Consider the following 17,561-nt stretch of genomic DNA (forward strand, 5'->3'; position numbering starts at 1 on the left):
AACCTTTCTAAGTACATTTTAAGTACTTAACGTTTTTGTGTCCATAAAACTATACTAACTCCACATTTCGTTTAGAAACCTGGGATAAAAATCAAATAAAACAACGCTCTTTAACATTAATGCAGCAAGCGAAAAGCGGTACATCTCTTGAAGAATTATTATTTGAAGCCTATGCATTAGTTTACGAAACAGTAAAACGAGAATTGGGGTTCCATCTTTTTGATGAACAGCTTATAGCAGGGATAGCTCTTCATGAAGGAAAAGTTATTGAAATGCAAACTGGAGAGGGTAAAACTGTTGCAGCTGTACTACCTGCTTATTTAAATGCATTGCTGGGAAAAGGCGTGCATATTCTAACCTTTAATGACTATTTAGCAACAAGGGATGCTAAATGGATGGGTGTTATTTATAACTATTTAGGTTTATCAGTTGGTTTTATTAAAGAAGGGATGAATAACAAAGCTAGAAAGGAAGCGTATGATGCTGATGTTACATACTTGACTGCTAAAGAAGCAGGCTTTGATTACTTGAAAGATTCCATTTGTTATGATAACAAATCAATAGTTCATCGCCCTTTTCACTTTGCATTAGTAGATGAAGCAGACTCTATTCTTATTGATGAAGCAAGGGTTCCTCTTGTCATTGCAGACAAGGAATCTAGTTCGCAGGAAGATCCGAAACAGTTCACTGAAATCATAAGAAATTTACAACAAGAGATAGATTATGCAACTGACGAAAATGAACGAAATGTGTATTTAACAGACTTAGGAATAAAAAAAGCAGAGCAATTGTTATCCTGTGATAACTTATATAAGAATGAAAATGCCGATACAATAGCCTCACTCCATTGTGCCCTGCATGCTGAAGTTTTACTAAAAAGAGATGTCCATTACATTATTCGAGATGGTAGGATCGAGTTAATCGATGAACTCACTGGCAGGATTGCAGATAAAAGACATTGGCCGGATGGATTACAAGCTGCTGTAGAAGCTAAGGAAGGTTTGAATATTCAATCAAGTGGAAAAATATTAGGATCAATTACGTTGCACAATTTTATAAATTTATATCCAACTATAAGTGGGATGACTGCAACCGCAAATTCATCCATTAATGAATTTACAGAAATCTATAATTTAGAAGTGATTACGATTCCATCTCATAAAACATGTTTAAGAATGGACTACCCACATAGTGTGTTTACTCACAAGGAAGCGAAACAAAAAGCGTTGGTGGAGAAAATTAAAACAGTTCATTTGACAGGCCGCCCTATTTTAATCGGGACTAGTAGCGTAGAGGAATCTAACAACTTGGCAATTAATTTAAATGCAACGGGTATACAGTGTAATGTGCTCAATGCAAAAAATGATGAGTTGGAAGCGGAAATTATTTCACAAGCAGGAAGGCTAGGGGCAGTTACAGTTTCAACTAATATGGCAGGTCGTGGCGTTGATATTTTGTTAGGTGGAGGCTGTGCTGATGAGTATGAAAAGGTAGTAGGATTAGGTGGGCTATATGTTATTGGAACAAATCTACACGAAAGCAGTCGAATCGACAATCAGCTTCGGGGGAGAGCGGGTAGACAAGGTGATCCTGGTGCTACAAAATTTTTCATTAGTCTAGAAGATGATCTACTTATCCGTTTTGGCATTTCTAAAGTAATACCTCCAAAGTATCGCATATTAAAACAAGATGCACCTTTAACAAGTTCAAAGGTGATTCAAAAAATAGATCATATCCAACGAGTGGTGGATGGGGAAAATTTTGAAATAAGAAAAACATTAAATAAATACTCAGATATTCTTGAACAACAACGTTGTATAATTCTTAAAAAACGTCACGATATTTTATTGGATCGTGCAGGGGGGAATTTATTCTCCTCAAAAGAACCTGATAGATATGAAAGTCTATGTAATCAATTAGGAAAAACGAAAATGCAACAGATTGAAAAACGTATTACGTTGCTCCAAATAGATCTGTGTTGGGCTGAACATTTGGATTTTATTGAATATATTAAGGAGGGAATACATCTCGAAAGTGTAGCTAGAAAAAATCCTTTAGATGAATTTCACACATTGCTCATATCAGCTTTTGATAAGTTGTCCGATAAGATTGAACAGGGCATGATGAACCACTTTCATGCTATTGACCCTAAAAAAGAAATTAATTTGGAGATGAAAATTTTAAAGCACCCTTCGGCAACTTGGACGTATATCGTTAATGATAATTTTGTTACTAGAAAAGACTCTTTATTTAAATTGTTATAAATACAGGAGATACCTCCATTCTATTAGACAATATTAGGTTTAGCTAACACCTTTCCTATGTCGTAAAGTTAAGAAAAAATGTATCTACAACTATAGGGAATGATTTAAGCTTTGTTACTACTGATACCGAACTAGAGCCGCAATAAGCAACCTTATATAGTAATGCTAAGAACTTCAAAAATGATCGATTAAACTAAATTTGTTACAGGTTATAGGAATTTGAAATATCACAGTTAATTCCTTACTAGATAACATAGTCCAGCCGGAGTATTTGATACCAACTAGCAAAATTCTTTATAGAATTACCCACTGTACTTCATTAGCTTAAAATTCTCATAAATTTCTTGCACAAATCTTATTGAAGTCTTATTTGCTCTATACTCGTGATCAGGATCATTAAATTAACAAAGTCTCCTAAATGTTCCTTGAGATACTTTTCAGTTACTTCTCTAATCATTGAGTCTCATTATTTCCATCTCTTTAAATCATCTATAATCTGTTTAATTTGATTCTTTACTTAAAGGTATATAACTCTAATAATTTCTAAGAGTATGTGAATTGATTGAACTCTAACTGACCTGTTTCGGGTAGCTAGGTTGATATTATAATGAAACCTTGTACCTTCATTCTAACTATTTCATTACAGTGAGCCCTGAGTAACTTCATTGCTTGTTCTATAAAATCAGTTTTATTACATGCTCTCTTCAAGTCTAGCTACCTAATTTTAGTCAAAGAATCAATTTTAAATTTTCCATATATCTTTATCCATTATTTCAATCACTTTTTTTGAAATTTCGTCTATTTCACATAAAATTTTTGAATTTTTTTCTTCTTGAACATTATTAATATGAGTGTTTCTTTCTACTTCAGTTTTAGGTTTCTCCATATTATTTATCAACTCCTGTATAGGGTTTGCTCAACATCATGTTAGCTACGCTTATATAAAGTAATTATTAAGATGTAATTTTTTTCTACTCACTTATAGAAAAATGTCCTACTGCCGTTAAAGTACGAAAGACGTTACTCTATAAAGAGTAACGTCTTTCAATCCGAAAATATTAAATTCATAGCTTATCAACCTTCTGGCATTATCTCATCAGCTTTTAATGGTATAACTTTTACCTTTGGTTTATCAATATTGATAATTAGAGAATCTTCTTTAGGTTCATCATTTGTTGCACTTACGTTATGAGTATTTATAGTTAATGCTAAGGAAGCCATTATACAAAAAGTCATCGTAAAAAATAACACTTTCTTAAACATAAAGACTTTTCACCTCCGCGTAGTATAATGCATTAATAGGGTACTTGTCTTGCCCTAGTTCTAGAAGAGCTTCTTTTGGTAACATCCCAAAAAATCTGTCTCCTCCTTGCTTTATATATAACTCTAACGACATCCAGTGATATTTTGCATCGTCAGTAGCAAGACCTCTCAACCAAAGTCGTTGGGCTCTAGTTCCTTCTTTATTGTCAAGTTGATCTAGAATATGTAAAGCTTCTTTTTTCCTAGATTGTTTTATAAGCCAATAAGCCTTGTTTTGTTCGTGTTCTAATTCTTCTATCGTTATGCCCATACTTACATGAATTTTAAGGAATTGAATTTTTTTAATAACTAATAATCCAGCGCTATCCATCCCAATTTGAGTATATAAATCTAATGCTTTTTCAAAATACTCTAATGCTTTTTGAGCATCAATAAATGCCCAAGTCAACCCCAGTGTAACATAGCTATAAGCCCTTGTTTTTAAATTTATAGAGACATCTAAAGGTTTATAAGAAAATTTTCTAGCTTCCTCTAAGTTGCAATTTCTTAAATTTATTGTTTGTTGTAACACATAATACTTAGTTTCTGAGAAAGACTTGTAATGGGAGTCTTCAATACTATTAATTAATTTTTCGACTCCTACTAGCTCTTTCAGCGATTCAGTAAAGTAATGTAAATCATGATATATGTACGCAACAAGTATTCGCTTATAAACTTTACTAACTAAATCACTATCAGGTATCTTATAGTTTGAGGCTTCATTACATAATTCTAGTAGCTTATTTTTTTGTTCTTCATGATTATTTTCAGCGTTTCTAGGATCATTCCAACTTTTCATGCTTTTTTCTAACTCTATTTTTCGCTTGTAATTTATATGAGTTAAGGTGCCATATCGCTTTAAATTCGGATTATTTTGATAGTTTAATGCAATATTTGTTAGTTTCTGAAGTTCCTCAAGGTAGTTGTATTGGTCACAGTACATCATCGCTGACATAATCAATTCTGGTTTTTCATCTATTTCCTTAATAAATTGTAGCATAATCTGTTTTTCATGAAAAGTTCCTGCAAGAGTATCAAAGGCTCGAACACAAGCTAAAACCCAATAAAACTTTGCTACTTTTTTACCATTTAAATACTTATTTAGCCACTTTTCTTCTATTAAATCGTTCTCTTGTTTATCTTTTCCGACTATTTCTCTCATTTTTACTTGTGTTATCTGATGCTTCAACATCAATTCTTTTAATATTTGACCAGACGTTAGTTCACCATTAATCAACGTATTACTCAAAACATTGCACCCTCTCAAGTCAAAAATTTAACAAGCTAACCTTATCCTTTACTGAAAAGATTAGCTTAGCCGTCACTTATATAAGAAATATAAAGCTAACTGTGTTTATAATTAAGTACTTACATTTATTTTAGATCTTCATTCATTAACATATTATTCTTAAGAAAATAATAATTTTGATATATATAATAATTCTAGTACACCATATAATCCATTGAAAATGTCATATTATTCGCTGAGAGACCATTTTATGTCATTAAATGAAGTTATACATGATTTTCCTTTGATTTCCTTAAAGTAGAATTAATATATTTATTTTTCCACTGCAAACCTTACAAACTATGTAAATTCTAGCTTGGATACGATGAAATTTCAGATCGTTTATTACATATTCCACAATTAATTTACCTGCTTCTATAGCATAGCCGGATTTTTTATTTACCTTAATTGGTACATGGGGAATGTTTGAAACTTCCTATTTATTTCAATGTTAAACATTCTATTTTTCCGATGAATTAAAAAACAAACTTTCACAAACCCTTTTTATGCACTATGTTAGCCTAATGATCGTATTCTATAGGGAAGCCGTTTTGTGTATAGTTGGTTGCTTGTTTTAAATTTAAACCACTAGTTGAGTTTCGTTTTGCTGAAATGAGGTACTACAATTGTTAGTTGTAAATTTTTTATACGCAAAAATAAATTACTGAGAAAAAGGTGAATAGTATGTTCAACAGTAACTGGCAGAGTCCAAATTATCAAACATCTCAAAACTATCCATTTAAAAATAATAAATGCTGTGTATATCAAGACAGAAACAACCCTAATGGACCTACATATGGGATTTGTGTTCCCCTATTTGTAAAATGTCATGTAGCTGAAAATGGTTTTGTTAAAGTAGCAGAATATGAGGTGCCATATAATTGTTTTGGCTGTGTAATGTATGGAAGATAAATCTCTTTATTACATGTATATTTCATTAAAGGGAAAAGTAAATATATATGCTTAAAGAGGTGATTTTTTTTGACATACAAATCTTTTAATAGACATCCTTCTTTGCTGGATATACCAATGATTTTCATTTCAAATAACGTGCGTTTTGTATTTATTTTCATACTTGGTGTGCTGTGGTTTCGTGATCATTTCGGCAAAAAAATCGTTATAAATTCAGTTTTATCAGTTGTTATTACTTTAATTACGAACACTTTAATAAAGTTTTTTGTGTATAAGCCTCGACCTTTTATTTATAACCGTGTAGGAATACTCCTACCTTCTAAAAGGGATTCTTCGTTTCCAAGTAAACATACTTTATTAGTATTTACCGTATCAACTTCTATCCTCCTCTATGAACGAGCCCTTGGATGTCTCATGTTAGGTCTTTCAGTGTTAACAGGTATTTCTCGCGTATGGGTTGGTCATCATTATCTTTCTGATGTGATTGGGAGTGCATTTATAGGAAGCCTAACAAGCATGATAGTTGACAAAACTTCTGGAATTTATAAGCGTTTTATGTACAAAAATTGTTATTGAGCCCTATACTTAGCTTATTTTAACAGGAAGATGACTGCTGTAAAAAAGTAATCATCTTCCTTAAGCCATTATTAGTTACAATGTTCTTCTGATGTAGAACACTCTGAATTTAAATGATCAATTTGTATCGTCGTATGGTTAATATGGTACTTATCTTTTAATAATTTTGTTGCTTCATTCAATACTCTCTCATAATAATCACAATCTCCTATTTTAATGTGACAGCTTAAAGACAAAAAGTCGGAGCTTATTGCCCACACATGCAAGTCATGAACATCAATAACATGAGAGATAGACAACAACTGTTCTTTAATATCCCCTACATCAATCCCTGGAGGACTTCCCTCCATTAATATGTGTAAAGAATCTCTCGTTACCCTCCATGCACTTATAATGATGAGAAATGCAACAATAACACTAGCGATCGGATCGGCCAAATTCCAACCAAAGAACATGATAAGTAAGGCAGCTATGATCGCACCAACTGATCCTAACAAATCCCCTAACACATGTAAAAATGCACTTCGAATATTTAGATTGTCACTCGTATCCCCTTTTAAAAGAATAAAGGCTACGATAATATTTACGAGTAATCCAATTGATGAAATTATTAGCATACCTTTACTAATTACATGAGGTGGTGCCAAAAGTCTGTTATATGCCTCCCAAAAAATATAAATAGATATAATAACTAATGTAACTCCGTTTAATAGTGCAGCTAATATTTCAAATCGCCTATATCCAAACGTTTTCTCTAAAGTTGGTTGCTTTTCTCCGAACTTCATTGCCAAAAAGCTTAACCCTAGTGCTGCTGCGTCACTTAACATATGTCCTGCATCTGATAATAGTGCCAAGCTATTTGTTAGCACCCCTCCGATTACTTCAATAATCATATACGTACTAATGATAAAAAAAGATATTTTTAACGTCTTTTTATTTACATTATGAGTGTGACTATGACCGTGATCATGATGAGCATGTGAATGTCCCATGGCGTTACCTCCCAAAAAGTTTGTGTGAGTATTATTCTTTTCTATTAGCTGTTTTATCATTAATTATTGCTTTTCGTACTAAGAGCCAAACACGTACACAACTAGAGTTCGTGGCATCTTTCCTTCTGTACAACATTGACTAACCATGTAAAACCACTTTTTTTGGTACTAATTGGATAAAAATAGCAACAAAGTTTATGAAAAGAGCCTTTCAATTATTACTTCATTACACTTTAGTTTAATATATGATCAATTATTCATATATTAAATATATAATCTTCACTTATAGAAGTCAATGGTTTATTCAACAGCTATAGCGTTTTAAATCATATAGCAAGTATATCTTTTACACACGTATGAGACAAAGTTTCATACCATATATATGAATAAGCTTCTTATTACATTGAAAGGAGTATTCCGTATGCTCGATACGATCGATTGGAAACTTATCTCCTTTGTCTCATATACATTATTCCATGAATACGTCACTTACATTCGAATTCCACAAATCTGTTATTGGGAAAATGCAAAACAAGACGCAATAAGAAAAGAGTAAAAAAAACTCAACCACATCACCAGGTGATGTGGTTTAACATTTTTCACATAACATGTTAATGTTGACAACGTACTGATTACATCTTTACAGATGTGAAATATTATTTATTTTTTGTTTTATTCAATTGATCCAAATACAAGTTACGTAAGGTTGATGTCTTATACAGCTCTAATCTTCTTCTTTCAGTCGGATGGATATTAATCCCCATGTCTTTCAATTGCTTTACGTACCAACCTTTTGAACCAGGATATGCCATACATCATTCCCCTTTCTCCTTATCGCTTGTCCTATATATATGCAACAAGTAACAGGGGCATGACCATCATATTTCTTAATCTAATTTTGTTTCAGTCGTTTTAGACTATCAGTTGTGCAAACTTGCTGCATTGCCTTCTAAGATATAAGTACTTACATCTAACGTTGGTGGCATCTTTTCTCATTTACATTGAAGTCAATTATATAAAATTATTAATAGTTGTTCTAAATTAGTCTCAATAGCTACAGAGTTAACGAAAAGAGCCTTTCAAAAAGATGGAATAAACTCCCGAACTCGCTTAATTGAAAATTATATGTATGAAGGTATTCAAGGTAGATATGCTTAGCTAGTATTCGTTTACACATCACTTGCATGGATTACTTTGTCTTTTTCGCATTGTTTCTTCCTAATAAAATACACGTACACAACTAGAGTATATACCATAACGGTGACTAACTTATGAAAACTGTTCTACTAATTTGGTAACAATAGCAACACAGCTTATAACAAAAACTATTACTTTACAATCATGACTGGACAGTTAGCTCGCTTGGCAACTTTATGGCTCACACTTCCTAATACCATTTCTTGAAATGTATTGAGCCCCCTACTTCCAATAACAACAAGGTCAAACCCACCATTATTCGCATATTTTACAATACTTGGTCCAGGTTCACCGTGAATCATTGTTGTCTTTATTTCCTTATTAATTATTCGATAACATATATCCTTTGTTGCTTGCAATCTTTCATTTCTTGTTGATTCAATATCGTGAGATTCAATGTTTCTTAATGCGTCTGATTTAGCTGTCTCATTGTCAACAATATATAAAATCTCAATTGTTGCTCCAGCAATTTCTTTTGCTAAAAATGCTGCTTTTTCTGCCGCACGTATTGCGTGATCAGAGCCGTCAGAAGCTAGTAGTATTTTTTCAAACAATATATACACAACCCTTCACAAATTGGATATGTTAAGTATATAAGAACAGCTAATAGAATAAAAGAAAATAGAGTAGGTTTTTAGTTCCCACTCTATTGTATAAGGTGTAAAAATTGTTTAGTACGTTCTTCTTTTGGTGTACTGAATATATCTTCAGGTTTGCCAGACTCGATAATCTTGCCGTCATCCATAAAGATGACTTTATCAGCAACCTCTTTTGCAAATCTCATTTCATGAGTAACTACAACCATCGTCATACCTTCGCTAGCTAAATCTTTCATCACCTTAAGGACTTCCTGAACAATTTCTGGGTCCAATGCAGAAGTAGGTTCATCAAAAAGCATAACATTGGGTTCCATCGCAAGTGCTCTCGCAATACCTACTCTTTGTTGCTGCCCGCCAGAGAGTTGAAATGGATAATAATCTATCTTATCAGCTAATCCAACTTTAGTTAGGAGAGATTCGGCTATTTTCCTCACTTTATCCTTCCGAAGCCCTTTTACAATGACAGGACCTTCCATTACATTTTCAAGTGCTGTTTTGTGCGGAAACAAATTATAGTTTTGAAATACCATGCCTGTATTTTTTCTAAAGGAAGCTATTTGCTTTTGCTTCAACTTGTTAGAAAAATCTAAAGTATCCTCAGCTATTGTAATACGACCCTTAGTCGGAGTTTCTAGTACATTTAAACAACGTAAAAGTGTTGTTTTTCCTGATCCTGATGGACCGACGACGACGACAACCTTTCCTTTAGGAATATCTAAATCGATTCCTTTTAACACTTCTAACTGGTCGAATGACTTATATAATCCACTGATTGAAATCATCTATTTTGCCCCTTCTTAATGTTTTATCTCACTACATACCTATCTAGCCTGCGTTCTACTCTGTCTTGAATTAACGAAAGAATAAAACAAATGATCCAATATAATAGTGCAGCTTCAGTGTATAGTAGTAAAAACTCATAGTTTGTTGCAGCAATTTCTTGAGCCTTTCGAAACATTTCGGTTACCAAGATTAACGATGCTAGTGATGTATCTTTTACAAGACTAATAAATGTGTTTGATAATGGTGGAATCGAAACTCTTGTAGCTTGAGGTAAAACAATTCTTGTTAATACTCTAGAGTATGACATACCAATCGAATACCCAGCTTCCCACTGACCTTTAGGAATAGATAATATAGCTGCGCGAATGATTTCTGATGAATATGCACCTACATTCAATGAAAAACCAATAACAGCAGACGGAAATGGGTCAACAATAATTCCAATATTAGGCAAACCGTAAAAGATAATAAATAATTGCACTAAAAGTGGTGTACCTCTTATTATTGAAATGTAAATTCGAGCTACAATTTCCAATACTCTAATATTAGATATCCTCGCTAGAGCAGTAAGGATTGCTAATATAATTCCGAAAAAAAACGACCAAAGTGTTAATGGAATCGTAGAATCCAAAGCTCCCTTCACCAATGGGAGAAGGGAACTTTGAGCGATGTCTACTATTTTTTCTAATCTTTCTGGATTAGTTAAGATATTACTTAAGTACATTTTCACCAAACCATTTCACTGAGATTCTTTCGTATGATCCATCATCAATCATTTCGGCTAAAGCCTCATTTACGGCTTCAACAAGTGTTTCATTACCTTTTCTAAATGTTAGTCCACTTTCGCCAGCGTCTTCAGATGTAGCTACAATTTTGATTGGTGCATCCGGACGTTGCACTTGAAAATCTAGAACTGATAGCTTGTCGTTAATCGTTACATCTACACGTTTAGATGTAATCAGTTCAATTGCTTGGTTAAATCCTTCAACTCCTACAAGTTCTGCCCCATTTTCCTTTGCAATATCAGCATAGTTACTAGTTAAGGATTGAGCTGCTTTCAGCCCAGAAATGTCAGCAAAGCTAGCTACTGCATCGTTATCTTCACTCGTTACTAAAACAGCTGCAGATGTGATATAAGGATCAGAGAAATCATATTTTTCTAAGCGATCCTCTCTAATTCCAACTTGATTTGCAATCATATCAAATCGTTTAGAATTTAAGCCTTCAAACATAGCATCCCATTGTGTTTCTAAAAATTCTGCTTCTACCTCTAATCGCTTAGCAACTTCCTTTGCGATCTCTACATCAAAACCTGTTAATTCACCACTATCATCATGAAAAGTAAATGGAGGGTATGTTCCCTCTGTTCCAATCTTTAATACGCCATCTTCTTTGATTTTTTGTAGAAGATCGGTTGTTTCTTCGTTAGTAGCTTCATTGTTTTCTGTATTTCCACTACCACTCGTTCCTTCATTTTGTTCAGCTGTTCCACATGCAGCTAGAACGAGAGTTAGTCCGAATATGAATGTTAAACCTAATATAAGCTTTTTCATTTTTAATCCCCCAGTAATTTTATCGGATTTTAACAATATGTTAATTAAGTATAGCTAGATTTCACCTTTTGTCAACGGATTTGAATTATACAGACTTTTCGAAACACATATTATTATTTCCATTGTTTAATATTTTTATTTTACAAAGGCTCTTTTCATAAACTTTGTAGCTATTTTTATTAAGAATAGACAGTATGATGAGTTTCATTAGGTCTCATAGGTTTTATATGTAGAAAAGATGCCACGCACGTAAGGTGTAGACGTGCTTATATCTAAGTACGAAAAGCAACAATCGGTGCGAAAACAGCATTTTACAAAAGAACTTTAGACAAAATTTGTTGTTAACTCAAGTGAATTTTGTGGAATTGTTAACGTTAAGTTGCAACGAAAGTAACTAAATGTTTGCAGGTTTTGATTGCCAGCGGAAATACACCATTTATATAACCATACGAGTTGTAAAAATATATAAGTATTATTCCTACCGTTCTTGTTCGTCAATAAACATATGTATTTTATAAAAAAAGTTTGACAATTTTGTGACAAAAGATAGAATATTCTTATAAGGGGATGAAAATATATGAAGAAAAAACCACTTGAGTCACTATTGTTTATGAAAAAAATAACAAGTGTTGGATTAATATTAGGTTGTATTGTTTTTTTATTTAGTTTTTTTGTAAGCGGTATCAAAGGTGATTACGTACTATCAATAGGGCTTAGCATTATGATATCTTCAATGATCCTTTTCGGGTTTGGTCTTAGTTTAAATCTCATGGAAGCAGTAAGTGATCGCAGTACCTCTTAATGATTTTTAATATTCATTTTTAGATAGTAATGAATCGTATAGCCATATACGATGCTCACAAATAATAAAGGGTCAGACCTTACTCTATATCTCGAAAAGCATGCTAGGTAGTAGCAAACCTAGTATACCGATATAGAAAATAAGACAGACCCTTTTCGTTATATTTATAAGGTTAATATTGTTAGAATCTAGTGTCATGAAGACCCGTGCCATTCAGTAATGATGTTGATGAAAGGCTGTTTCTTTTCGTACTAAGAATGATGGATTTCATAGAAAGACCCAACTTACTGTCCATTTCAGTAACAGTAGTAAAAGAGCCTTATGAAAAAGCCTTTAACTAATTTGGCTAGTCATTAATGTGCTGCATGACCTGCTGTCAACACCCAAATAGAGCCTACAACAATAACAACAGCTATAAAAACTCCATAACCAATATTAATAATGTTAGCCTTCCCATCTTCCCCTTCGGTCATATGCATAAACATGAACAATTGTAGCCCTGCTTGAATAACTGCTAAAGAACCGATGATCCACATAATTACATTAAACGATAAGTTCGTTTTAAGAGCTACTCCTGTAGCTATAAAGGTTAGTACGATGGAAGATATGAAACCTAATACGTGCCCAGTAGGAAAACGATTTGTTTTACTTGCCATAAATCACACCATCCCTTTTAAATACACAAATGTGAAAATAAAAATCCAGACGACATCTAAGAAGTGCCAGTACAAGCTAATGATGAATGTTTTTCTAGCAGTAACAGGTGTTAAGCCTCTTCTTAGTAACTGTATAATAATGATCGTTACCCAGCCGATTCCAACCGTTACATGGAGTCCGTGTGTACCTAGGAGCACGAAGAAGCTTGATAAGAAAGCACTCGTTTGCATCGTAGCACCTAAACTAACATAATGGATGAATTCAGTAATCTCCATGTATACGAACCCTACGCCAAGTAATACTGTAATAATAAGCCATGTAAGCAGGCCTTTTAAGTTTTGTCTTCTCATTTCGAAGATGGCCAATCCGCAAGTAAAGCTACTCGTTAATAGCAATAAAGTTTCAATCATGACATCCTTAATTTGAAAAATATCTTCGGGTCCTGGTCCACCTGCTGTACGTCCCCCCAGAACACCGTATACCATAAACAATGTAGCAAACAAAACAATCTCAGCACCTAAGAAAATCCAAAAACCAAAAATATTCATACGGTCTTGCTCTGTTTGATATTCAAGTGGTAAGGAAGTATCAACCTTTGCTGACATGATTGTTCACCTCTTCTGCTTTATTTCTCCAAGATTTTTCATTCTCTTTTATTTCTTTTACAGGTATATGATAACCATCGTTATAATCAAACGAACGAATGATCAGCCCCGCGAAAATACCCACTGCCGCTATTGCTGCAGCAATATGCCATTCAAATACGAGGAAGAATCCTGCTATACCGAAAACAACAGCCATATAAAATGGAAGCCCTGAATTGCTCGGCATATGAATTTCTTCAATCTCATTATCCTTCAGATCTAGTCCTTCTTTGTTCTTCTTCATGTGCCAAAAAACGTCCAATGATTTTACTTCTGGTAGTTTTGCAAAATTATAGTATGGTGCTGGCGAAGCTGTTGCCCATTCTAATGTTCTAGCATCCCACGGATCATTTGAAACATTGCGATCAGCATGGCGTATGCTCCAATAAATGTTATAGCAGAATACAGCAAATCCAATAGCAAGTATGGCTGATCCGATCGCTGAAACTAAGAACAGTGGTGCAAAACCTGATTCTACTGAAAAAGTATATGACCGTCTTACTGCACCATCTAATCCTAATAAAAACATTGGGAAGAAGGTTAAGTTAAAACCAATCACAAATAACCAGAAATGATATTTTCCTAGTCTCTCATTTAGCTTAAAGCCAAAGATTTTAGGCCACCAATAATATAGACCTGCAAATACGGCAAACACGACACCAGGTATTAATACGTAATGGAAATGAGCAACTAAGAACAGGGTATTATGATATTGATAATCTGCTGCTGCCATCGCAAGCATAACGCCAGTTACACCACCGATAACAAAGTTTGGCACAAATGCTAAAGCCCATAACATCGCATTAGTAAATTTAATTCTTCCTTTTCTCATCGTAAATAACCAGTTAAATATCTTTACACCTGTAGGTACAGCAATTAACATCGTGGATATGGAGAAGAACGAATTAACTGCAGCTCCAACACCCATTGTAAAGAAATGATGGACCCATACAAGCATACTTAAAAATGCTATCCCGACAATTGAAAATACCATAGATTTATAGCCAAATAGTGATTTTCTTGAGAAGGTCGCAATTACCTCTGAGAAAATACCAAACGCAGGTAATGCTACAATATACACTTCTGGATGTCCCCATAGCCAGAATAGATTTGCCCATAACATATCTGACCCACCAGCAGACAGTGTAAAGAAGTGAGTACCATACAAACGGTCAAATGTCATTAAGCCAAGCGCGACCGTGAAAATAGGAAATGCAGCAACGATAATGACTGATGTAATGAAAGATGTCCAAGTAAACATTGGCATTTTCATCAATGTCATGCCTTTTGTTCTCATTTTCAGGATCGTGACAATAAAGTTGATACCTGTCATTAATGTACCGATACCCGCAATTTGAAGCGCAATGGCATAATAATTGTTTCCGATACCTGGACTAAACTCCTTACCAGCTAGCGGGAAATACGATGTCCAACCTGCATCAGGTGATCCACCTATGACGAATGATATATTAAATAGCATAGCTCCACTAAAGAATAACCAAAAGCTTAAAGCATTTAATTGTGGAAATGCTACATCTCTCGCACCGATTTGTAGAGGGATGATCACGTTCATTAAACCGATTAAAAACGGCATAGCCATAAACAAAATCATGATCACACCATGAGTTGTAAATATTTCATTATAATGTTGAGCATCTAAAAATTCCATTTCAGGTCTAGATGTTTGGACTTTCATCATAAGACCGTCTATCCCACCACGGAAAAACATTAATACTGCTGATAGGATATACATAATACCTATTTTTTTATGATCGACTGTCGTTAACCATTCAGTCCATAACCAACGCCATTTTTTCAAATAGGTTACAACACCTATAATACCTACCGTTGTGAGTAAAATTGCGATTTGTGACCCTAGAATTAATGGATCACCTGTTATAAAAAACTCATCCCATTTAATGCCCACCGTGATCACCCCCGTTTTCCTCTTCCATGTTCATATCATCATCTTTTTGAGTGTCAGTAGAATCATTTTTATAGTTGTCTTCTTCTGAGAATATCTTTCCTTGATAGCTATGATTCTTATATAATTCAGGATTTGTATACGTTTTAGAGTCTATATCAGCATGGTTAACCCACTCTAAGTGAGTATTAGAATATGTTAATCTACCTAAATGTGTTGGCAAAAGAAGCTCTTCATACTCCTCCTCAGTTAATTTAGGAGCCGTTTCCTGCACTTCCTTTTTCCACTCCTCGTAGTCTTGTGGCGTCTGTGCTAATACTTCAAATTCCATTTTCGCATAACCCCGACCATTGAAGTTCGTATTTCTACCTTCAAAAGAACCAGGATTATCCGCTACAACGAATAAATCTGTTTCCATTTTATTCATTGTGTATATTTGTCCAGCTAAAGCAGGCACCCAAAATGATTGCATCGTTGAAGCTGATGTTAATTTAAAGTGAACTGGTCTATCAGCTGGAATATTTACATAATTAACTGTTTCAATTCCATCTTCTGGATAACTAAAAATCCATTTCCAGTCGGCAGATGTCACATGAATGACAACTGGCTCTTGATCTTCGTAGCCTTCTGGAATTTTTTCAAGGTCATACAGCGTAGTTACCGTAGGAATTGTTAGAGCAACAAGAATAAGGACTGGAATGGCGGTCCAAATAATCTCTAGCAATGTACTACCGTGTTCTTCTGGCGGTTCATAATCCATATTGTCTGGTTTTTCTCGATATTTCCAAACGATATAAGCAAATAAACCGAACACAACAACAACAATTAACAGCATCCATAAAATCGATTGATTAATTAAGTTGGCGATACTTCTTGCTGCAGGTCCCTGTGGATCAAGCACAACCAAATTTGTTTCACAGCCACTTAGAAACAATACTGGGAGAGTTGTTAAAAACAACAAGACAAGTCCCTTGTTAAACTTCATGTTAATTCACCCCAAAAGTTAAGTATACTTACTAAAAATTTCGTGAATATGTTCATTTCTTCACAACCGATTGTTCGGTTTTTCACAAACTTTGCTAATTTATATCAATAAAAAACATTAACACTGTGTAAATAATGATAACATGATTTTATGAACACTTAAGTCTGTAATTGTGACAAAATACGCAAGGAATTTACTGGAGAAACTACATTTAATTTCACCATGATATTTAAAGTCATTTTACCGATTCTAATTTTCCCATCATGCCTATTTTCGCAAATAAAAAATGTACATTTTGGCTTGATATGACTCTTCCTGTAAGAGTGAAATGGATAGTTGCTACTTGATACGAAGCCTTTGTGGCAAAATTCTAACCCTGATTTTTTAGATGAAATTCGTACCGAAAACAACAATCAATGTGAAAACGTTATGATTTATAAAACTCAGCGTTCTTATATAAAATTCATATACTCTGTAGTGATTCATATCACTAAAACACGTATTAACAATTGGTATAGTAATAATGTGAATAAAAAATAACTTACACAATGATGTGTATTGTATAAAGTTGGTGGATTTTATGAACAAAGGTATGCATTCACTATATGAATTAATTGGTGGAGAAAGGGCTGTTCACAGTCTTGTAGATGCATTCTATCCAAAGGTTTATGCAAACAAAGATTTACAACCGCTGTTTAGTGGCGATATAAATGAAATAAAAAGAAAACAACAAATGTTTTTAACACAGTTTTTAGGTGGACCCACTCTATACAGTAATGAATTCGGACCACCTGCTATGCAGCATCGCCATCTCCCATTTGAAATTACTCCTGTCAGAGCTCAAGCTTGGCTGAATTGTATGAAAGAAGCGTTTGAAGAAACTGAGTTAACTGGACATGCTGCTGACATGTTCTACGACCGACTGAAACAAGTGGCTGCAATAATGGTAAATACACATACTGAATAAACTTGAATTTTTGTAAATGAAGTAGCATTTAATCTCCACATGCGAAGAAAAATCTACCTCAAGACACAGACTCAAAGAATGGTGAATAATAAAATTAAGCTGCTACGCAATGTAGC

16 protein-coding genes and 1 pseudogene are annotated in these 17,561 nt (G+C 33.9%); 4 read left to right on the forward strand and 13 right to left on the reverse strand.

The window, feature by feature from the left end:
• Positions 1 to 80: 80 nt before the first annotated feature.
• Positions 81 to 2,264: pseudogene (gene secA2 / locus SLH48_RS14320) on the forward strand (accessory Sec system translocase SecA2); the annotation flags it as partial.
• A 742-nt stretch (positions 2,265 to 3,006) separates the two neighbouring features.
• Here secA2 and SLH48_RS14325 read toward each other — a convergent pair.
• The 3 genes from SLH48_RS14325 to SLH48_RS14335 all read right to left on the reverse strand — a co-directional run bounded on the left by SLH48_RS14325 (position 3,007) and on the right by SLH48_RS14335 (position 4,815).
• Positions 3,007 to 3,150, reverse strand: coding sequence for a hypothetical protein (locus tag SLH48_RS14325; RefSeq protein WP_320258741.1), 144 nt, complete (start codon positions 3,148 to 3,150; stop codon positions 3,007 to 3,009).
• 188 nt (positions 3,151 to 3,338) lie between these two features.
• Positions 3,339 to 3,527, reverse strand: coding sequence for a hypothetical protein (locus tag SLH48_RS14330; protein WP_320258742.1), 189 nt, complete (start codon positions 3,525 to 3,527; stop codon positions 3,339 to 3,341).
• Positions 3,520 to 4,815 carry an AimR family lysis-lysogeny pheromone receptor gene (locus tag SLH48_RS14335; protein WP_320258743.1) on the reverse strand — a complete coding sequence of 432 codons (1,296 nt, stop codon included), beginning with the start codon at positions 4,813 to 4,815 and terminating at the stop codon, positions 3,520 to 3,522. The genes SLH48_RS14330 and SLH48_RS14335 overlap by 8 nt, the downstream gene beginning before the upstream one ends.
• 1,020 nt (positions 4,816 to 5,835) lie before the next feature.
• On the opposite strand from SLH48_RS14335, the gene SLH48_RS14340 reads away from it, so the two are divergent.
• The gene (locus SLH48_RS14340) at positions 5,836 to 6,342 is read left to right on the forward strand and encodes an undecaprenyl-diphosphatase (RefSeq protein WP_413785429.1); all 507 of its coding nucleotides are present in this window, start codon (positions 5,836 to 5,838) and stop codon (positions 6,340 to 6,342) included.
• Positions 6,343 to 6,413: 71 nt separating this feature from the next.
• Here the strand turns inward: SLH48_RS14340 and SLH48_RS14345 are convergent, their stop codons facing one another.
• The 6 genes from SLH48_RS14345 to SLH48_RS14370 form a co-directional block, all read right to left on the reverse strand.
• Positions 6,414 to 7,334, reverse strand: coding sequence for a cation diffusion facilitator family transporter (locus SLH48_RS14345; RefSeq protein WP_320258744.1), 921 nt, complete (start codon positions 7,332 to 7,334; stop codon positions 6,414 to 6,416).
• A 656-nt stretch (positions 7,335 to 7,990) separates the two neighbouring features.
• Positions 7,991 to 8,146, reverse strand: coding sequence for a YflJ family protein (locus SLH48_RS14350; RefSeq protein WP_320258745.1), 156 nt, complete (start codon positions 8,144 to 8,146; stop codon positions 7,991 to 7,993).
• A 516-nt stretch (positions 8,147 to 8,662) separates the two neighbouring features.
• Positions 8,663 to 9,085, reverse strand: a complete 423-nt coding sequence (locus SLH48_RS14355; RefSeq protein WP_320258746.1) for a universal stress protein — start codon at positions 9,083 to 9,085, stop codon at positions 8,663 to 8,665.
• 92 nt (positions 9,086 to 9,177) lie between these two features.
• Positions 9,178 to 9,912, reverse strand: coding sequence for an amino acid ABC transporter ATP-binding protein (locus SLH48_RS14360; protein WP_320258747.1), 735 nt, complete (start codon positions 9,910 to 9,912; stop codon positions 9,178 to 9,180).
• Positions 9,913 to 9,935: 23 nt separating this feature from the next.
• Positions 9,936 to 10,637 carry an amino acid ABC transporter permease gene (locus SLH48_RS14365; protein ID WP_214483541.1) on the reverse strand — a complete coding sequence of 234 codons (702 nt, stop codon included), beginning with the start codon at positions 10,635 to 10,637 and terminating at the stop codon, positions 9,936 to 9,938.
• Complete coding sequence (locus SLH48_RS14370) at positions 10,624 to 11,466, reverse strand: amino acid ABC transporter substrate-binding protein (RefSeq protein WP_320258748.1); 843 nt, start codon at positions 11,464 to 11,466, stop codon at positions 10,624 to 10,626. The genes SLH48_RS14365 and SLH48_RS14370 overlap by 14 nt, the downstream gene beginning before the upstream one ends.
• Before the next feature lie 577 nt (positions 11,467 to 12,043).
• Here SLH48_RS14370 and SLH48_RS14375 point away from each other — a divergent pair.
• Positions 12,044 to 12,268: a hypothetical protein gene (locus SLH48_RS14375; protein ID WP_214483513.1), complete on the forward strand. Its 225-nt coding sequence runs from the start codon at positions 12,044 to 12,046 to the stop codon at positions 12,266 to 12,268.
• Positions 12,269 to 12,621: 353 nt separating this feature from the next.
• Here SLH48_RS14375 and qoxD read toward each other — a convergent pair whose 3' ends face one another.
• From qoxD to qoxA, 4 genes are read right to left on the reverse strand one after another with little or no spacing between them, the layout of a single operon-like run.
• On the reverse strand, positions 12,622 to 12,924 hold the full coding sequence (qoxD, locus tag SLH48_RS14380; RefSeq protein WP_214483512.1) for a cytochrome aa3 quinol oxidase subunit IV: 303 nt from the start codon (positions 12,922 to 12,924) through the stop codon (positions 12,622 to 12,624).
• 3 nt (positions 12,925 to 12,927) lie between these two features.
• Entirely contained in the window at positions 12,928 to 13,530 is a 603-nt protein-coding gene (gene qoxC / locus SLH48_RS14385) for a cytochrome aa3 quinol oxidase subunit III (protein ID WP_320258749.1), read from the reverse strand.
• The gene (gene qoxB / locus SLH48_RS14390; protein WP_320258750.1) at positions 13,514 to 15,496 is read right to left on the reverse strand and encodes a cytochrome aa3 quinol oxidase subunit I; all 1,983 of its coding nucleotides are present in this window, start codon (positions 15,494 to 15,496) and stop codon (positions 13,514 to 13,516) included. The genes qoxC and qoxB overlap by 17 nt, the downstream gene beginning before the upstream one ends.
• On the reverse strand, positions 15,486 to 16,478 hold the full coding sequence (gene qoxA, locus SLH48_RS14395; protein WP_320258751.1) for a cytochrome aa3 quinol oxidase subunit II: 993 nt from the start codon (positions 16,476 to 16,478) through the stop codon (positions 15,486 to 15,488). The genes qoxB and qoxA overlap by 11 nt, the downstream gene beginning before the upstream one ends.
• Before the next feature lie 580 nt (positions 16,479 to 17,058).
• Here qoxA and SLH48_RS14400 point away from each other — a divergent pair.
• Positions 17,059 to 17,445, forward strand: coding sequence for a globin (locus SLH48_RS14400; protein WP_214483508.1), 387 nt, complete (start codon positions 17,059 to 17,061; stop codon positions 17,443 to 17,445).
• Positions 17,446 to 17,561: the final 116 nt, after the last annotated feature.

Origin of the sequence: Cytobacillus sp. IB215316 (assembly GCF_033963865.1) — a bacterium.
Taxonomy (GTDB): domain Bacteria; phylum Bacillota; class Bacilli; order Bacillales; family SM2101; genus Nanhaiella; species Nanhaiella sioensis.

Bases quoted from the DNA above. Each gene is read 5' to 3' on its own strand.
- SLH48_RS14325 (WP_320258741.1), bottom strand. From the start codon at position 3,150: ATGGAGAAACCTAAAACTGAAGTAGAAAGAAACACTCATATTAATAAT.
- SLH48_RS14330 (WP_320258742.1), bottom strand. From the start codon at position 3,527: ATGTTTAAGAAAGTGTTATTTTTTACGATGACTTTTTGTATAATGGCT.
- SLH48_RS14345 (WP_320258744.1), bottom strand. From the start codon at position 7,334: ATGGGACATTCACATGCTCATCATGATCACGGTCATAGTCACACTCAT.
- SLH48_RS14350 (WP_320258745.1), bottom strand. From the start codon at position 8,146: ATGGCATATCCTGGTTCAAAAGGTTGGTACGTAAAGCAATTGAAAGAC.
- SLH48_RS14360 (WP_320258747.1), bottom strand. From the start codon at position 9,912: ATGATTTCAATCAGTGGATTATATAAGTCATTCGACCAGTTAGAAGTG.
- SLH48_RS14365 (WP_214483541.1), bottom strand. From the start codon at position 10,637: ATGTACTTAAGTAATATCTTAACTAATCCAGAAAGATTAGAAAAAATA.
- SLH48_RS14370 (WP_320258748.1), bottom strand. From the start codon at position 11,466: ATGAAAAAGCTTATATTAGGTTTAACATTCATATTCGGACTAACTCTC.
- SLH48_RS14375 (WP_214483513.1), top strand. From the start codon at position 12,044: ATGAAGAAAAAACCACTTGAGTCACTATTGTTTATGAAAAAAATAACA.
- qoxD (WP_214483512.1), bottom strand. From the start codon at position 12,924: ATGGCAAGTAAAACAAATCGTTTTCCTACTGGGCACGTATTAGGTTTC.
- qoxC (WP_320258749.1), bottom strand. From the start codon at position 13,530: ATGTCAGCAAAGGTTGATACTTCCTTACCACTTGAATATCAAACAGAG.
- qoxA (WP_320258751.1), bottom strand. From the start codon at position 16,478: ATGAAGTTTAACAAGGGACTTGTCTTGTTGTTTTTAACAACTCTCCCA.
- SLH48_RS14400 (WP_214483508.1), top strand. From the start codon at position 17,059: ATGAACAAAGGTATGCATTCACTATATGAATTAATTGGTGGAGAAAGG.